Origin of the sequence: Dinoroseobacter sp. S375, assembly GCF_049800775.1 — a bacterium.
GTDB lineage: Bacteria > Pseudomonadota > Alphaproteobacteria > Rhodobacterales > Rhodobacteraceae > Dinoroseobacter.
Genome location: NZ_JBNAFR010000001.1, coordinates 49,326 through 64,092, shown reverse-complemented (window position 1 = coordinate 64,092; position 14,767 = coordinate 49,326). Strand labels below are relative to the sequence as shown.

Annotated in this window: 15 protein-coding genes; 10 read left to right on the top strand and 5 right to left on the bottom strand. The window is 66.6% G+C overall.

What is annotated here, in order from left to right; genetic code table 11:
- The first annotated feature begins 6 nt into the window (after window positions 1-6).
- From ACP150_RS00350 to ACP150_RS00330, 5 genes are all read left to right on the top strand, one after another.
- Window positions 7-1,035, top strand: coding sequence for an ABC transporter substrate-binding protein (locus ACP150_RS00350; RefSeq protein WP_424964540.1), 1,029 nt, complete (start codon window positions 7-9; stop codon window positions 1,033-1,035).
- Complete coding sequence (locus tag ACP150_RS00345; protein ID WP_424964539.1) at window positions 1,035-1,844, top strand: ABC transporter ATP-binding protein; 810 nt, start codon at window positions 1,035-1,037, stop codon at window positions 1,842-1,844. The genes ACP150_RS00350 and ACP150_RS00345 overlap by 1 nt, the downstream gene beginning before the upstream one ends.
- The gene (locus tag ACP150_RS00340) at window positions 1,841-2,704 is read left to right on the top strand and encodes an ABC transporter permease (RefSeq protein ID WP_424964538.1); all 864 of its coding nucleotides are present in this window, start codon (window positions 1,841-1,843) and stop codon (window positions 2,702-2,704) included. Before ACP150_RS00345 ends, ACP150_RS00340 begins: the two co-directional genes overlap by 4 nt.
- Window positions 2,697-3,770 (top strand): Ldh family oxidoreductase, encoded by a 1,074-nt coding sequence (locus tag ACP150_RS00335; RefSeq protein WP_424964537.1) that lies wholly within the window; start codon window positions 2,697-2,699, stop codon window positions 3,768-3,770. Before ACP150_RS00340 ends, ACP150_RS00335 begins: the two co-directional genes overlap by 8 nt.
- Before the next feature lie 123 nt (window positions 3,771-3,893).
- Window positions 3,894-4,718 (top strand): sulfite exporter TauE/SafE family protein, encoded by an 825-nt coding sequence (locus ACP150_RS00330; RefSeq protein WP_424964536.1) that lies wholly within the window; start codon window positions 3,894-3,896, stop codon window positions 4,716-4,718.
- A gap of 19 nt (window positions 4,719-4,737) precedes the next feature.
- Here ACP150_RS00330 and ACP150_RS00325 read toward each other — a convergent pair whose 3' ends face one another.
- Window positions 4,738-5,604 carry a LysR family transcriptional regulator gene (locus ACP150_RS00325; RefSeq protein WP_424964535.1) on the bottom strand — a complete coding sequence of 289 codons (867 nt, stop codon included), beginning with the start codon at window positions 5,602-5,604 and terminating at the stop codon, window positions 4,738-4,740.
- A gap of 139 nt (window positions 5,605-5,743) precedes the next feature.
- On the opposite strand from ACP150_RS00325, the gene ACP150_RS00320 reads away from it, so the two are divergent.
- The 3 genes from ACP150_RS00320 (at window position 5,744) to ACP150_RS00310 (ending at window position 8,030) form a co-directional block, all read left to right on the top strand.
- Window positions 5,744-6,373 carry an NAD(P)-dependent oxidoreductase gene (locus ACP150_RS00320; RefSeq protein ID WP_424964534.1) on the top strand — a complete coding sequence of 210 codons (630 nt, stop codon included), beginning with the start codon at window positions 5,744-5,746 and terminating at the stop codon, window positions 6,371-6,373.
- A gap of 509 nt (window positions 6,374-6,882) precedes the next feature.
- Window positions 6,883-7,659: an alpha/beta fold hydrolase gene (locus tag ACP150_RS00315; RefSeq protein ID WP_424964532.1), complete on the top strand. Its 777-nt coding sequence runs from the start codon at window positions 6,883-6,885 to the stop codon at window positions 7,657-7,659.
- Window positions 7,656-8,030 carry a nuclear transport factor 2 family protein gene (locus tag ACP150_RS00310; RefSeq protein ID WP_424964531.1) on the top strand — a complete coding sequence of 125 codons (375 nt, stop codon included), beginning with the start codon at window positions 7,656-7,658 and terminating at the stop codon, window positions 8,028-8,030. Before ACP150_RS00315 ends, ACP150_RS00310 begins: the two co-directional genes overlap by 4 nt.
- Window positions 8,031-8,315: 285 nt before the next feature.
- Here the strand turns inward: ACP150_RS00310 and ACP150_RS00305 are convergent, their stop codons facing one another.
- The 3 genes from ACP150_RS00305 to ACP150_RS00295 all read right to left on the bottom strand — a co-directional run bounded on the left by ACP150_RS00305 (window position 8,316) and on the right by ACP150_RS00295 (window position 10,872).
- Entirely contained in the window at window positions 8,316-9,044 is a 729-nt protein-coding gene (locus ACP150_RS00305; protein ID WP_424964530.1) for an alpha/beta fold hydrolase, read from the bottom strand.
- Window positions 9,045-9,227: 183 nt separating this feature from the next.
- Window positions 9,228-9,929 (bottom strand): hypothetical protein, encoded by a 702-nt coding sequence (locus ACP150_RS00300; protein ID WP_424964529.1) that lies wholly within the window; start codon window positions 9,927-9,929, stop codon window positions 9,228-9,230.
- A gap of 223 nt (window positions 9,930-10,152) precedes the next feature.
- Window positions 10,153-10,872 (bottom strand): alpha/beta fold hydrolase, encoded by a 720-nt coding sequence (locus ACP150_RS00295; protein WP_424964528.1) that lies wholly within the window; start codon window positions 10,870-10,872, stop codon window positions 10,153-10,155.
- Window positions 10,873-11,114: 242 nt separating this feature from the next.
- Between ACP150_RS00295 and ACP150_RS00290 the strand changes: the two genes are divergently transcribed.
- Window positions 11,115-11,705, top strand: coding sequence for a TetR/AcrR family transcriptional regulator (locus tag ACP150_RS00290; protein ID WP_424964527.1), 591 nt, complete (start codon window positions 11,115-11,117; stop codon window positions 11,703-11,705).
- Between the two features lie 161 nt (window positions 11,706-11,866).
- Window positions 11,867-13,441 (top strand): ABC-F family ATP-binding cassette domain-containing protein, encoded by a 1,575-nt coding sequence (locus ACP150_RS00285; protein WP_424964526.1) that lies wholly within the window; start codon window positions 11,867-11,869, stop codon window positions 13,439-13,441.
- 77 nt (window positions 13,442-13,518) lie between these two features.
- Here ACP150_RS00285 and ACP150_RS00280 read toward each other — a convergent pair whose 3' ends face one another.
- Window positions 13,519-14,733, bottom strand: coding sequence for a helix-turn-helix transcriptional regulator (locus tag ACP150_RS00280; RefSeq protein WP_424964525.1), 1,215 nt, complete (start codon window positions 14,731-14,733; stop codon window positions 13,519-13,521).
- Window positions 14,734-14,767: the final 34 nt, after the last annotated feature.

Here is a 14,767-nt window from a genome sequence, read left to right as displayed (position 1 = left end):
ACGAACATGATCAACAGAAGAGCACTCTCGGCGGCACTGGTGGCGAGCTTGCCCCTTATGGCGACCCTCGGCGCGCCGGCATTCGCATCGGATGACCTGCGCAAGATCACCTTTGTGCAACCGAGCCCCTCGGCCATCAACTCGTTCCCGGTTTTCGTGGCGATTGGCGAAGGGTTCTTCGAGGAAGAAGGCCTTGAGGTCACGGTCGAGGCGATCAACGGCTCCGGTGCCGTGCTGCAGGCGCTCTCGGCGGGGCAGGCCCATTTCGGACGCCCGGGCCCGGGCCCGCTGATCGCGGCGCGGACCCGCGGTGTGGACGCAGTGCATATCTATAACGTGGCTGCACGGTCCAATTTCGGCATCGCGGTGCAGGAAGGCTCGGACTATCAGAGCGTTGAGGAGCTGCGCGGCAAGGTGATCGGCACCGGCACCGCGGATGGCGCCGAGGTCGGCTTTGCCCGCAACGTGATGACCGGCGCTGGCATGAAGGATGGCGAGGACTACGAATTCCTCACCGTCGGGGATGGCGGCCCGGCAACGGCGGCCTTCCTGAATGGCGAGATCGAGGCCTATTCCGCCTCCACCGCCGATACGGCCATCCTGAACCAGCGCGGCATGGCCGTGCGCGACATCACCCCGGCAGAGTTCGGGCGTTTCTTCGGCAACGGGATCGCCACGCTGGGCGACACCATCCGCAACGACCGCGCGCTCGTCGAAGCCTGGAGCCGGGCTTTCGCCAAGGGCCATGCCTTTGCGCTCGATGATGCGAACCGCGAGGCGGTGCTGGCCCATCTCGCTGCGGGCAACCCGCAAGAGGGCGAGGACAAGGAGTTCCAGGCTGCTCTGTTTGACGCCGTGCGCTCCAAGACGATCCCGGCTGAGGGCGGCGAAGGTCTCGGCTGGTACCCGGCAGAGGTCTGGCAGGAATGGCAGGACGCTCTCGTGGCCGGTGGCGAGGTTGACGGGCCGCTCGAAGATCTGAGCGCCGCCTGGACCAACGAGTTCGCCAAGATCGGACGTGAGGCGGTCAACTGATGACCGCGGTCTTGGCCCATGACTATTCCGGCGCACCCTTGGGTGCGCCGGTCTATCAGCTGACCCATGTCAGCAAGACTTATGCGCGCAACAGCGTTGTCGCGCTTGAGGATGTCAGCCTGACCCTGCGCAAGGGCAGTTTTACTTCCGTGATCGGATCCAGTGGCTGCGGGAAATCCACCCTGCTGAAGATCATGGCGGGCCTCATTCCCCCCTCGAAGGGGCGGGTGATCCTGCAGGACAAACCGGTTATCGGGCCGCGCCGCGACATCGGCATGATGTTCCAGCAGGCAACGCTCTTTCCCTGGAAAACCGCCGTCGAGAACATCGTCCTGCCGATCGAGATCCGCGATGGCAAGGCCGCCGCCAAGAAGGCGCTCGACAAGGCCTATGAGCTGCTCGAGATCGTCGGTCTCAAGGGGTTCGAGAATGTCTATCCCAACGAGCTGTCGGGCGGGATGGCCCAGCGGGCCTCGATCTGCCGGATGCTGATCACCGAGCCTGCGGTCCTGTTGCTCGACGAGCCGTTTAGCGCGCTGGATGAGCTGTCGCGCGACATGATGAACATGGAGCTGCAGCGGATCTGCCGCGAGCAGGACGCCACGGCTTTTCTCGTGACGCACTCGATCCAGGAAGCGGTGATCCTGTCCGACGAGATTGTCGTGATGAAACCACGCCCCGGACGCCTCGCGGAAATCGTCGAGGTCGACCTGCCGCGTCCGCGCACGCTGGACATGATGACGACGCCCAAATTCGGCGAGATCGTCGATCATATTCGCGGCCTTCTGGACAAGGGAGAGAACATGTGAGCGACGTGCAAAGCAACCTGTCTTTCAAGGCCAATGACGAGGATACCGTCTGGGTCCAGGAAGTGGCCTTCATCGATTCCGTCCCGCGCTGGATCGCGATGAGTTTCGTGTTCCTCGTCTTTATCGGGACCTGGCAACTGGTGACGGGCCTCGGGCTCGTCTCGCCGATCATCCTGCCGACCCCTTGGGAGACGCTGGAGGATATGGTCTTTGTCGGGAAGAACCTGCTCTCGGGCGGGTACATGCTCGGCTCGCTCTGGATCACGATCAAGGAAGTGATCTACGGGTTTGCGCTGGCCATCGCCATCGGGTTCTCGCTCGGGGTTCTGGTGGGCGAGACGGCCTTCGGCGAGAAAGCCGTGATGCCCTATCTGGTGGCCATCGATACGATGCCCAAGGTCGCCTTTGCGCCGCTCTTCGTCGCGTGGCTCGGGTTTGGCATTGAATCGAAAGTGGCCCTGGCCGCGTTCATCGCAACCTTCCCGATCGTGGTGGGTACTGCCGCCGGTCTGCACTCGGCGGATGAGAACGCCCGGATGCTGTTCAAGACCATGGGGGCCAGCCGGATGCAGACGCTCATAAAGATGAAGCTGCCCACCGGGTTGCCGCAGATCTTCACCGGGCTCAAGATCGGGGCCGTCGGCGTCATGGCCGGGGCAATCACCGGCGAGTTTCTCGGCGGGGGCAAGGGCTTTGGCGAGCTGATCCGCGTGGCCGCCTCGCAGCTGGATACGCCGCGCGTGTTCTCGCTGATCCTCTATCTCAGCCTCGTGGGGCTGACGCTCTACCTGATCGTGCAATGGACCCAGCGCAAGGTGGTGTTCTGGCAGAAGGAAACCGTGGGGTCCCATGATGGCTGAGACGGACCCGATCCCGGTCGACGCCCTGCAGGGCTTCGTGGCTCAGGCCCTGAGGAGCAAGGGCGTGCCGCAGGGCGACGCGACCAAGGTGGCCGCCCTGATGGTCGAAGCGGATGTGTTCGGCTATGGCACCCACGGGGTGTTCCGGCTGCGCCAATACATGGCGCGGCTGGCCGGGGGCGGCTGCAATCCCACGCCGCATATCTCCGTCGCCCATGAAACCGTGGCCACGGCCGTGATCGACGGCGATGATGGTCTGGGGCATCTGGCCATGGCCGCCGCCCGCGATCTGGCCATGGAAAAGGCCCGCGCCGCAGGCATCGGTTGGGTCGGCGTGCGCGGGGGCAACCATGCGGGGCCGCTCGCGCTTTATGTCCGTCCGCAGGCCGAGGCCGGTCTGCTCGGCATGGCCGCCGCGGTGGGCAGTGCAAACCACGTGCCGCCCTATGGGGGCAGTGACCTGTTGCTGGGCACCAATCCCATCGCCTTTTCCGCGCCCGCCGCCGGGGCGGATCCCTTTGTCTTCGACATGGCGACCACCGTGGCCGCGATGGGCAAGATCAAGACCCTGCTGCAACAGGGGGCGCCCATGCCCGAAGGCTGGATGGTGGGCCGCGATGGCAAGCCCCTGACCGACCCGGCGCGCAAATCCGAAGGCTTCCTGCTGCCAATAGGCGGGCCCAAGGGTTTTGGCCTCTCGGTGGCGATCGGCCTGATGGCCGGGGTGCTCAACGGGGCGGCCTTTGGCGGGGATGTGGTGGATTTCACCTCCGATACCAGCTCTTCGACCAATACCGGGCAATGCGTCATGGCGCTGGATCCCGCGGCCTTTGGCATGGCCGAGGAGTTCGCGGCGACTGCGACCCGCATTTTCGACGAGATGCGCGCGTCGGAGCCTCTGCCGGGCCATGACCCGGTACGACTGCCCGGCGAGGGCAAGACCGCCCAGGCCGAGGCCCGCCGCAAGGCGGGACTGACCCTGAACCCGGCCTTGCAAAAAGAGCTGAACAAGATCGCCGCGGAATGCGATATCGACGCTCCGTTTCCCATGGGGGCGGCCGCCTAAAGCGCGCCGCCCGCGCCCCGGGGCCCGCACACGGGCCCCGGGCGCAGCCCCGCATGCCCCTCTTGCGCTGAGCGCGGCCTGCACCGCACGCCAAGCCCGCGCCCCCCCCCGGAGACTTCACCAATGGATATGACGACCTGGGTCACGGTTGGGCCAATCCTGCTGGGGGTTGGGGCCATGGCCGGCACCCTCGCGGGGCTCCTCGGGGTCGGCGGCGGGATCGTGATCGTGCCTGTGCTCTACTGGCTGACCGAGGCGGGCCTGTTGGACGTCGCCCCGGATGTGGCCATGCATTTCGCGGTGGCCACATCGCTCTGCACGATCATTCCGACCTCGATCTCGTCTGCGCTGGCCCATCGGCGCAAGGGCTCCATCGATATGGGTCTGGTCCGCGCCTGGGCGCCGTTTCTCGTGCTAGGGGCCATTCTCGGGGGTGGGCTGGCGGCGCAGGCCGATGCGCGGGTCCTTGCGCTGGTCTTTGGCGTCATCGCCCTGATCGTCGCGCTCAGCATGCTGAACCCGAAGCCGGTCACGCTTGCCGAGGCGCCGCCATCAGCGCTCTGGCAGCGCGCGGCCATCGCGGGACCGATCGGCGCGCTTTCGGCGATGATGGGCATCGGCGGGGGGACCCTTGCCGTGCCGGTCCTCACCCTGCTGTCCTGTCCGGTCCACAAGGCGGTGGGCACGGCCGCAGTTTTTGGCTTGGCGATCTCGGTGCTGGGTAGTCTCGGCTACGCCACAGCGGGGTCCGCGATCCCGGGTTTGCTGCCGTTTTCGGTTGGTTATATCAACCTGCCCGCCGCGCTTGCCATTTCCATTGCCACGGTCCTCTTCGCGCCCCTCGGAGCGCGGATCGCCCATCGCCTCGTGGCGCAGCGGCTGCGGGCGGTCTTCGCCCTGTTCCTGAGCATCAGCGCCATGAAAATGCTGTGGGAGGCGCTGTCCTGACCCGCCGGGTGGCCTGCGCTCAGGACAGCCTCTCGACCAGATGGTCGAACACCAGCCGGATCCGGCGACTGGTCTTCATTTCCTGATGGGTGACCAGCCAAGTCGGCACCTCGAAGGGCGCCATGTCGCCAAGAACCTCGCGCAGATCGGGCAGCGTCGCGGCCATCCGAACCGGCAGGATGATCACCCCCAAACCCGCCCGTGCCAATTCAAGTGCTGTGTATTGCGATGACGTGGTGAACCGGACATTCGCCCGTGTGAGGTCAAAGCCCGCCGGGCGCAGATAACCGAGCATTCGGTCGGCCTCCACATAGCTGATGATCTGATGATCGCCGAGACTGGCCATGTCCGGCATGCCCTGCGCGTCCAGATAGCTGTGGCTGGCATAGAACCGCATGGTTTCCGCGCGCAGGCGTCGGGTCAGCAGGTTGGGCTGCTCCGGTCGCACATGCCGGATCGCGATATCGGCCTCGCGTCGCGCAAGGTCTCTGATCCCGTTATCGGCCACGATGTCGACCTCCAGCAGCGGGGCGAGGTCGCGGATCTCTCGCAGGATCGGCGGCAGCACGAAGGCCGAGAGCAGCTCGGAGGCCGTGATCCGCACCTGACCCGCCACCGATTGAGACTGACCCATGGCGGCGAGCGAGACCATATCCGCCCCCGCCGCCATGGCGCGCACATGGTCCAGCAACTCCACCCCGAAGGGCGTCAGGGCGACCGAGCGTCCCGTCCGCTCGAACAGGGTCGCGTCCAGCGCGGTTTCGAAGGCGGCAATCTGTCGGCTGATGGTCGGTTGCGTCTGGCCAAGCGCCCGCGCCGCCGCCGAGAGAGAGCCCTCATCCGCAACGGTCAGGAATGTGCGCGCCAGATCCCAGTCAAAACCCATGACCCGAGTATATACGATTTTTGCATGCTGAGAATACGTATTTGGTCAATTCACCTTCGAAAACTGCATGGGTAATCACGGCGCAAGGGGCTGATGGCACACCATGGGGGTGGGCCCGGTCCCCTCGGAGGCGCGCCAGATGAGACTTGTTGTCCTTGGGGCGAATGGCCGGACCGGGCGGCGCGTGGTGCAGGCCGCTCTGGACCGGGGTTATTGGGTGACGGCGGTCGTGCGGAAGCCGGACAAGCGTCTTGCGTTGCGCGATGACCGGCTGCGCATGGAGGTCGCGGATCCCTGCGCGCGCGAGGCTCTGGTCGAGATCCTGCGCGGACAGGATGCGGTGATTTCCACCCTTGGCGGGCGCCGACCAACCCGGAGCGCCGCGTCGGTCTATTGGCGATCCGCTGAGGCCCTCGTCGCCGCCACGGAGGCAGGGGTGAACAGGGTCGTGGTGACCTCCAGCGCGCTGCTCTTTCCGCGCCGGAGCCTGCGTGACAAGCTCCTGGCCGCGATGGTCCGGCCCGTGGTGCGCAGCGCAGAGCGCATGGAGCGTGTTCTGCACGCGTCGGGGCTGCAGGTGACCCTAGCACGCTGCGGGTTTCTGACCGACCACGAGGTGCAAGGATACCGCGCGACCCTCGGGGCTCTGCCGACCGGTGGCAGCTCGGTGTCGCGATCCGGCCTTGCGCAATTCCTCGTGGACGCGGTGGCGGAGGAGGGGTCGGGGGCGGGCCACCGGGTCTATGGCGTCGCCGGACCGTCCCCTTGATCCAAGGGTCGCCGCATCCGGGGGCGGGCAGCTTGTCACCGCCTGAAGAAGTACTGAGCAGAACCGCGGCGGCATGTGGCGCCGCCGATGTCACTGGCAAGCGCATGTCTTCTGCGTGTTGCGAGGCGTTCAGGCTGCCTCAATCCCGGGCGTTCAAAAGGGACCCCCGCAAGTCATCCTTGCGCGGGAACTGGCCATGCCGGGCGTCGGGCGGTCCTGGGGAAGGGGATGCCCGGCACGGGGCTCCGGACGTCGTCTTCGGCTGATCATTGCCCAAGTTCCATTCTGACTTCTGGCGGCGAGGAGGGCAGTCTTGACATCGGGCTTCGCGCTGAGCACATGCTCAATTGAGCGGATGCTCAGATGGGCGGACGCCATACGCCACGGGTCGCTGAACGCGACCTCCGGGCGGATCGCGCGTGGTGGCTGTCGGGGCAAAACCGGCTCAAAAACCGTATCGAGGCCTGCGCGTTTGGACATCCGCAGGCACCCAAGGGAAGGGGCGAGGAATGACCCGAAACCGACAGGTATTGGTGATGCTCCATGGCGGAGCGATGTCGTCTCGATCTCTTCACCCCATCGCGGAACGATTGCCGCAGTATCGCTGCCTGACGCCTGATCTGCGCGGGCATGGGGCAAACCGCGGACAGGTGTTTTCCAGTTTGGCGTGCTGCGCCGAGGATATTGCGACGCGCCTTGAGGGCGAGGACGCGCCGGTGCATCTGTTCGGGCTGTCCTTGGGGGGCTATGTGGCGATGACCCTGCTTGCGCAGCACAGGATCCCGATCCGGTCGGCTGTGATCTCGGGCGTTGTCCTGCGCGCGCTGCGCCATCCCCGGGCCATGGAGGCGGCAGTGCAGCTCGTCTACCCGCTCCTCGGGGTCCGCGCCTTGCGCCGCGTCGCGGGGCGGCTGGCGGGCATTTCGGATCCCGGAGCCCTGAGCGATCCGCAGGGCCAGGGCTGGGCCACACCCGCGACGGTCCGGGATCTGGCGCGGGCTGTCCTGCGGGCCGATCCGGCGCAGCTGATGGCGGCGCAGTCCGTGCGCAGCCTGTATCTTGCCGGGTCGCAGGAACCGGCGGCCGTTGTCAAAGGCCTCTCCGGCGTCGCGGCCCAAAGCACTCACGCAAGGGCCGGGATCATCCCGGATGCCGGTCATGGATGGTGCCTCAATGATCCCGACCTCGCCGCCCGGATCCTTGCGGCCTGGATCTCTGCCCAGCCGCTTCCGTCCGACGTCACCCTCCTTCACTCCAAACAGGTCAACCAAAGAGGTATTCCATGACCCCCGAGCACGCCAATATCGACCTTATTTCATCGATCAACATCGCGGATATGGGCGCGGATACGGCGCATTTTCATCCCGACGTGACATGGCATTTCTTCAACCCGAACGCCCCGGAACTGGCGGGTGCCTATCAGGGCCTGAGCGGGATCGCCGAGTTCTTTCGCAAGGTCCGCAGCTATGGGCAGGGCGTCTTCAACGTGAGCCCGAAGGGCGCCTGGGCTGTGGGAGACGAGCTGGTTGTGGTGCAAACCCGCAACCGGCTGGGCGATGGGGCCACGGCCATGGAATTTGATGTGGTTCTGGTCTGGCGGATCATCGACGGCAAGGTGCGCGAGGTTTGGGACATTCCCGCCGTTCACGCCGTCTGAACAGACCGCGCGGTCCGAGGGGGCAGAACCCAAGACATCGGGGAGGGGGCGGCACAAGCGCAGGCCGCCCCCTTCAGCAAGCCCCAACGGTGCAGGTCCGAGGCGCGGCGCTGGCAGCGGCGCTCGTCTTCTTCCCGAAGAAAGGGTTCGACCCCTTACGCCTGTCCGCATGGTGAACCGGCTTCGGCTATGCGCCGATGACGGCCTATTCTGCGCGCGCCGCGAAGTTGGGGCCGATGGCCATCTCACCGGTCATCCGGGTCTGCGCAGGATCGGCGGGTGCGATCACGCCGCGCCATCCGAGGTCAGAAACCGCAGGGCAAGCTCGGCAAAGGGCTGGGCCTGGTCGCCGAAGATGGGGCAATGGCCGCCGCCGGGGAGGATCCAAAGCTGGGCATCCGGCAGGCCGGTATAAAGCTCCATCGCGCTGGCTAAGGGATAAAGCGGGTCTGCATCTCCGTGGACGACGAGGCATCGCCCCGAAACCCGCGCCAGAAGGTCCGGCGTGAAGGCCACATCGCCGTAGCTCGCGTGGAACCTCTGGGCGGTCTCGAACAAGGCGCGCACCTGCGCGTCCCCGCCCGGATGCTTGGCGCGCAACTCGGCCCACGCCTCCTCCGGGAGAGTATCCGGCGTGGCTGCTTTCATCAGCTGGCGCGCGGTGTCGGGAAAGTAGGGCGCGGTGCTGACGAGTACGGAGGTTGCGATCCGCTCGGGCGATCCCGTCGCGAGGTGGAGCAGGACCTGTCCACCGCCGCTCATCCCCATCGCAGGCACCGCCCCGACGCCCATCTCCTGCAGGTCATCCGCGACCATCCGTGCCGCCGCGCGAAAGGAGAAGGCCTCAAGCTGCGGGGATCGGCCATGGCCCTGTAGATCGGGCATCAGATGAGTGAAGCCTGTGTCGGTCTCGCCGAAGACCGCAGTCCAATCGGCACCAACCCCCGTGAACCCGTGGAGCAGCAGCAGGGGCGGTCCCTCTCCGCGTAGGGTCCAGTGAAGCGTTTGTCCCACGGGCATGTCTCCTGTGTCTTGGGGGGGTGCCCTGCGACGGGGCGCGGCTTGTGATCCGTGGCGTTGGCATGGATCACTGACGTGTCGCGCGCGCCTAGCACTCCGTTGGGTCAGAGGGCGCAGGGCCGGGGCCCTGCCATGCCGCGCAGCCCTGCGCAGGCGGTCCGCGTCGCTGGCCCGGTGCTAGAGGCCGGCCTCGATCCAGTCCAGCAGCGGTGTCATCCAGACGGGGTCCGCGGCGTAAAACAGACCATGACCAGACCCCTCGTGGAACACCACAGAGACCGGGCTCGCAAGATGGGTGTTGCGCGCAAAGAGCGGCGTGCAGGGAAAGCCAAGGGTATCCGCGCTATTGGCCATGGACAGAAGGCGTCCGTCCAGACCATCGCCCGACAGGTCCTCCCCAGAGATCGCCTCGGCGATGCAGCCCGCGAGGATCGCGAAATTCACCTCCGGATCCTGCAGCGCCCGCGCCACCCGGAGCGCCATGTATCCCCCCTTGGAGAACCCGACGACGGTGATGTTGCGCGCCGGAACACCCTCGTCCTGCATCCGGCGGATATGAGTCGCGAGCGTGTCGACATAGTCCAGCCCGCCGGGGGCGCGCAGCTCGGCAATGACGGTCTGCCCGCGGGAGGCCAGCCCCTCGGTGATCCCCTTGAAATCATAGGGCCCGAAGCGCTCCGAGACTGCTTCGGGCCCTTCGGTCTCAACGATGCGCCCATGGATATAAAAGATGTAGTGCCGGGCGGGATCGACCTGCTCCGGCATCTCGCGCAGGACGGTCTGGGCTTGTGCGCCCGCGGTCACCGCCGCAAGTGAGAGCGCGAGAATGGCGATGAGACGCCCAGCGCGCGCGATGCCGAGACAGGGGGAAGGGGTCATTTTGGGGTCCGTTGCTTGATACGTGCCGTCAGAGGCGGCGCGGGCTGGGAAGGGGGCCGCGTGGTGCCGAATGCGCCGCATGGGGCGCTTGCGGATCACGGCGTCAGCCGCCTTGGGTGATGGCCACCAGGATCGCAACCGCGATCGCGATGATGATGGCGAAGGTGGAGCGTTGCTTTCGGTTCATGGGGTACCTCTCGGTCTGGGGAGACGGCCCGCGACATCACGCGGCCGGGATGCCCGCAAGGAACGCCGTGATCGCATGGCGCAGCCCCTGCGGGTTGTCGATATGAAGCAAATGCCCCCCGGGCAGGGTCTCGAACTCGGCGCGATCTATTCCGTCGGCCATCAAGCGCGCACCACGATGGGTGGCGCGGTTCTGGCGGCCCACAATCACGAGGGTCGGGAGCTTTACGCGCGCAAGGTGACGGCGTCCGTCATAGGTCCGGGCGGCGTCGAACGCGTCCAGAAGGCGCGCGCGGGGCATCTGCGCCAGCCAGCGCCGGGCCTCGCGCGCGGCATCTTCGGATTGGCCCGCCCCGGCCATCTTTGTGAGAACGGGGCGCGGCAGGAGTTTCAGCAAAGGACGCGCCAGACGTGGCGCCACCCGTCCGGTCCAGCGGTCGGTGACGGTCGGCACCGCTTCGATCAGGACCAAGGCCCGAAGCCCGCGCCCGTGGCGCGCCGCCATCTCGAGCGCGACCATGCCGCCAAGGGAATGCCCGATCAGAACCATGTCGTCTTCGACCCGCGGACATAGCTGGTCTGCGAAGCCCTCGACACGGGGCGGCGTGATCGGATGGGCCGCACCATGCCCCGGCAGATCTGGTGTTACGGCCCGGGGCAGGTCGGCCGTCACCCCGCGCCAGGTTGCACCGGACAGCCCCGCGCCGTGAATCCACAGGCTCTTGGCCTGCCGCAGGGAGGAGGTCCTATCGGTCAAGGGACGCCTCCCATGGGCCACGTCCGGCGCGGCTGACCGGCGTGGCACCTCGGCACGGCTGTCCGATTTCGCCCTCGGATGCGTCTGGGGCGGGCGCGCCCGATGCGATGCGGGCGCGGGGCAGAGACCCGGCTGCCGCCACCGGGCGCTTGACTTCACGGACCATGGCACTCTCTCATACTTCTGAGCATATGCTCAGTTGAGCAGGTGCTCAGTTTGCCGACGGATGTCAAGGGGGGCCCATGGCAAGATTGTCAGGACAGGAACGCCGGTCGCAGATTGTCGAGGGCGCCTATGCGGTCATCCTTGAGAAAGGTCTGGCAGCCACCGCGACCCGGGATGTGACGCGCTATCTCGGGGTGGGGTCGGGCCTGTTGCACCATTACTTCGCGACATGGAAGGACCTGCGCGCGGAGGTTGTCGAGACATTCATCCACCGGGAGATCTGCGCGCTGCAGGCGGTCCTGTCCGAGGCCCCGCCGAACGCGATGATCGCGCGCTTCATCGACTGGATGATCTCTGACCCGGAGTTGCGGTTTTGGAAGCTCTGGCTCGATGCCATTGAAGAGGCGCGCCGGGACCCCGATCTTGCGGCCATTATCCAGGCGGGGCATCTGCGGTGGCATGACACGATTGTCGAGTTGCTCCGACGATGCGCGTCGGATGGCGCGGCGGGGTGCGACAGCCCGCAGCATGCCGCGTGGCGGATCTCGGCGCAGATCGATGGGCTGATGGGGGTTTTTGCCCTCGGACAATCCTCACTGACCCCGGATCTGATCAAGACGCTCCTGCACGAGCAATTCTCCATGGAGCTGGGACGCCCTGCGCCCTGAGCATTTCCCTCCAGCCCCGTGGCGAGACCCCCGCGGGTGGTTCCCCTTGCACGGACCAGAGGGGGGACTACCTGTGAACGAGACCAAGACTGGAGACAGAGATCATGGATACCGCACGCACTGACTGAGCATTCTTCGGTTCTTTCCTGCGAGCGTACAGCATGTCTACCATCTCCATTGCCGGTCTGGGCTGGCATACCCCGAATTCCGAACCTCTCTATTCCGATCTGACGCTGACCTTCGGTCCTGTTCGCACGGGCCTTGTCGGTCGCAATGGCACCGGAAAGACGACCCTGCTGCGTCTGATCGCCGGGGAGCTGACCCCGGATCAGGGCAGCATCGCCGCCCCTCCGGCCATTGGGTTCCTGCGCCAGACCCCGGAACGGATGGAGGGGGCGAATTTTGCCGATCTGTTCGGCATGGCGGATCAGCTTGCCAGTCTGCGCCGCGCCGAGGCCGGAGAGGCCACCGCCGAGGATCTCGCAACGGCAGATTGGACCCTTGAGGCGCGGCTGCAGAGCGCGCTGGGCCGTCTGGGCCTCGATCAACCGCTGGAGACCCGGCTGGATCGGTTGTCGGGCGGTCAACGGACGCGGGCGAGCCTCGCCGCATTGCTCTTTGCAAAGCCGGATGCGCTGCTGTTGGACGAGCCGACGAACCATCTCGACCGCGCGGGCCGCCAGTCGGTCATCGCGGCGTTGCGCGACTGGCGCGGATGCGCGGTCATTGCCAGCCATGACCGGACGTTACTGGGCGAGATGGACGCGATTGTCGAGCTGACCCGCCTTGGGGCGCGCATACATGGGGGCCCTTATGCGGACTATGCAGCGGCCAAGGCAGCGGAACTGGCGGCCGCCGCGCAGGATCTGACCCGTGCGGAACAGGCGTTGAAAGAGACCCATGCCCAGGCGCAGCAGGCGGCGGACCGCAAGGCCCGCACGGACCGGCAGGGCAGGCAGTTGCGCGCCTCGGGCAGTCAATCGAAGCTCGTGCTGGACGCGGCAAAGGAGCGGAGCGAAGGCTCATCCCGCGCCGCTGCGCGGCTGCACACCCGCCAGACCGAGGCCGCAGAGGCCGCCGTACAGGCCGCACGCGCGGCGGTGGAGCTGCACGAGCCCCTGTTGATGGCGGTGCCATCCTGCGCGCTCGCGCGCGGGCGCGAGGTTGTGAGCGTCGACAGCCTCCGGTTCCGATACCATCCTGATCGGCCGCTGCTGGAGGGGGTGTCGCTTGCCATCCATGGACCGGAGCGGGTCGCGATCCACGGGGCGAACGGCGCGGGCAAGTCGACCTTGCTGGCCTGCATCGACGGGCAGCTTGACCCGCAGGGCGGGACCGTCACCCTGCATGTCCCCGCCGCCCGGATCGATCAGGACCTGAGCCTGCTGCGCCCGGCCGAGACCGTCCGGGAGGCTTTTGCCCGGCTCGATCCGGAGACCAGCGAGAACGCCCGCCGCGCCGTGCTGGCGCGGTTCCTGTTTCGTGGTGCGGATGCGGACCAGACCATCGGCGCGCTCAGCGGTGGGCAGCGGATGCGCGCGGCCCTGGCCTGCACGCTGGGGCATAGCCAGCCAAGGCAGCTCCTGATCCTCGACGAGCCCAGCAATCATCTGGATATCGACGCCGTGCAAACCCTCGAGGCTGCGCTGAACGCCTATGACGGTGCGATCCTCGTGGTCAGCCACGACCCGGCCTTTCTCGACCGGATCGGGGTGGCCCGCCGCGTGAACCTCTGACCGCCCCCGCGGGCGCGGATCCTGCGTGTCCGCACCGGCGGTCCCGCAGCCCGAGTGCTGCGCCCAAGCGAGGGGGGCTAGGCGGCGCTCCGGTATTGCGAGGGGGTCATGCCGATCTCGCGCTTGAAGGCGGTGTAAAAGGAAGAGCGGGAGTTGAACCCCACATCATAGGCGATGGCCAGAATGGTCGCGTCGGTGCTGCGCAACCTGTCGGCGGCCTCACGCACACGCCAGCCATTCACATAGTCGAAAAAGCGCAGGCCGATCTTCTCGTTCAAGGCCTGCGACGCGTAATGGGTGGTCACCCCGATCCGTTCCGCCAGATCCCAGAGCGACAGATCGGGTTCGAGATAGAGCTTCCCGTCCTTCATCAGGGCATCGATCTTCGTTGCGATCCGGTCAAGGCGGTCGTCGCTCAGCCCGGAATGGCCGTATTTCCGCAGGGGTCCGGGCGGGGGCGGGGGCAGGTCCGGGGTTTCCGGCGCCCGCGCGGGCGGTGGCACGAGCCCGGGCCGCTGGCGCGTCCCCCAGAGGGCGATGCTCCAGATCAGACCGAAGCGGACGAGTATCGCAGCTGTCAGGGAGTCGAGCAGCCCCACGCCCGGAAAACTCAGCGCGAGTTCCGTGGCCAGGATCGCCATCAGATTGAACAGCCAGAACACACAGACCGCCGCCGTCAGCCACCAGGCCCAGGCGAGCTCGCGCCCTTCGGTGCTGGCGAACAGATCCTTCAGCCGAGTTCGGTACCGCCGCAGCCTGCGCAGGATCAGCACGGCATAGATCGGGATCAGCACATAGAACACCGCCGTCGCCCCATAGAACCCCGCAAAGGCGATGATCTGCCAGATCCCAAGGCTCTGCGCGCCGGGATACAGACCCGCCTGAAGCTCCGGGGGGAGGAGCAGGACGTAGACATACACAGCACAGGCAAACCCGATGGGCAGCATATGCCACAGGAGCCGCTGGGGCTGCGCCGGTTGCGTCCTGTCCGCGGTCAGGCGGTGAACATAGAGCCATAGCAGAAAGGGCTGCGCCATGGTCAGCGGGATCTCGGCCAGTTCGAGCGCAAGCGTCGCAAAGCTCGGGGGGCTTGCGGGAAACAGGACGGAGACCGGCAGCGCCAGAAGCTCGCCCGCGCTGGCCATGAAGAACAACGCCAGCGGCATCCGGCTGTCCCGGTCCCGATCCGGAAGCAGCAGCACGTTGCAGCAAAACAGCGACAGCACCAGAAAGCCGACGGCAGCCGTCAGGCGCAGGGTTTCCTGATCGAAATCGAGCGGTGGCGGGGTCATGCGAATACCGGAATGGGGGGATGCGGGGCAGGGC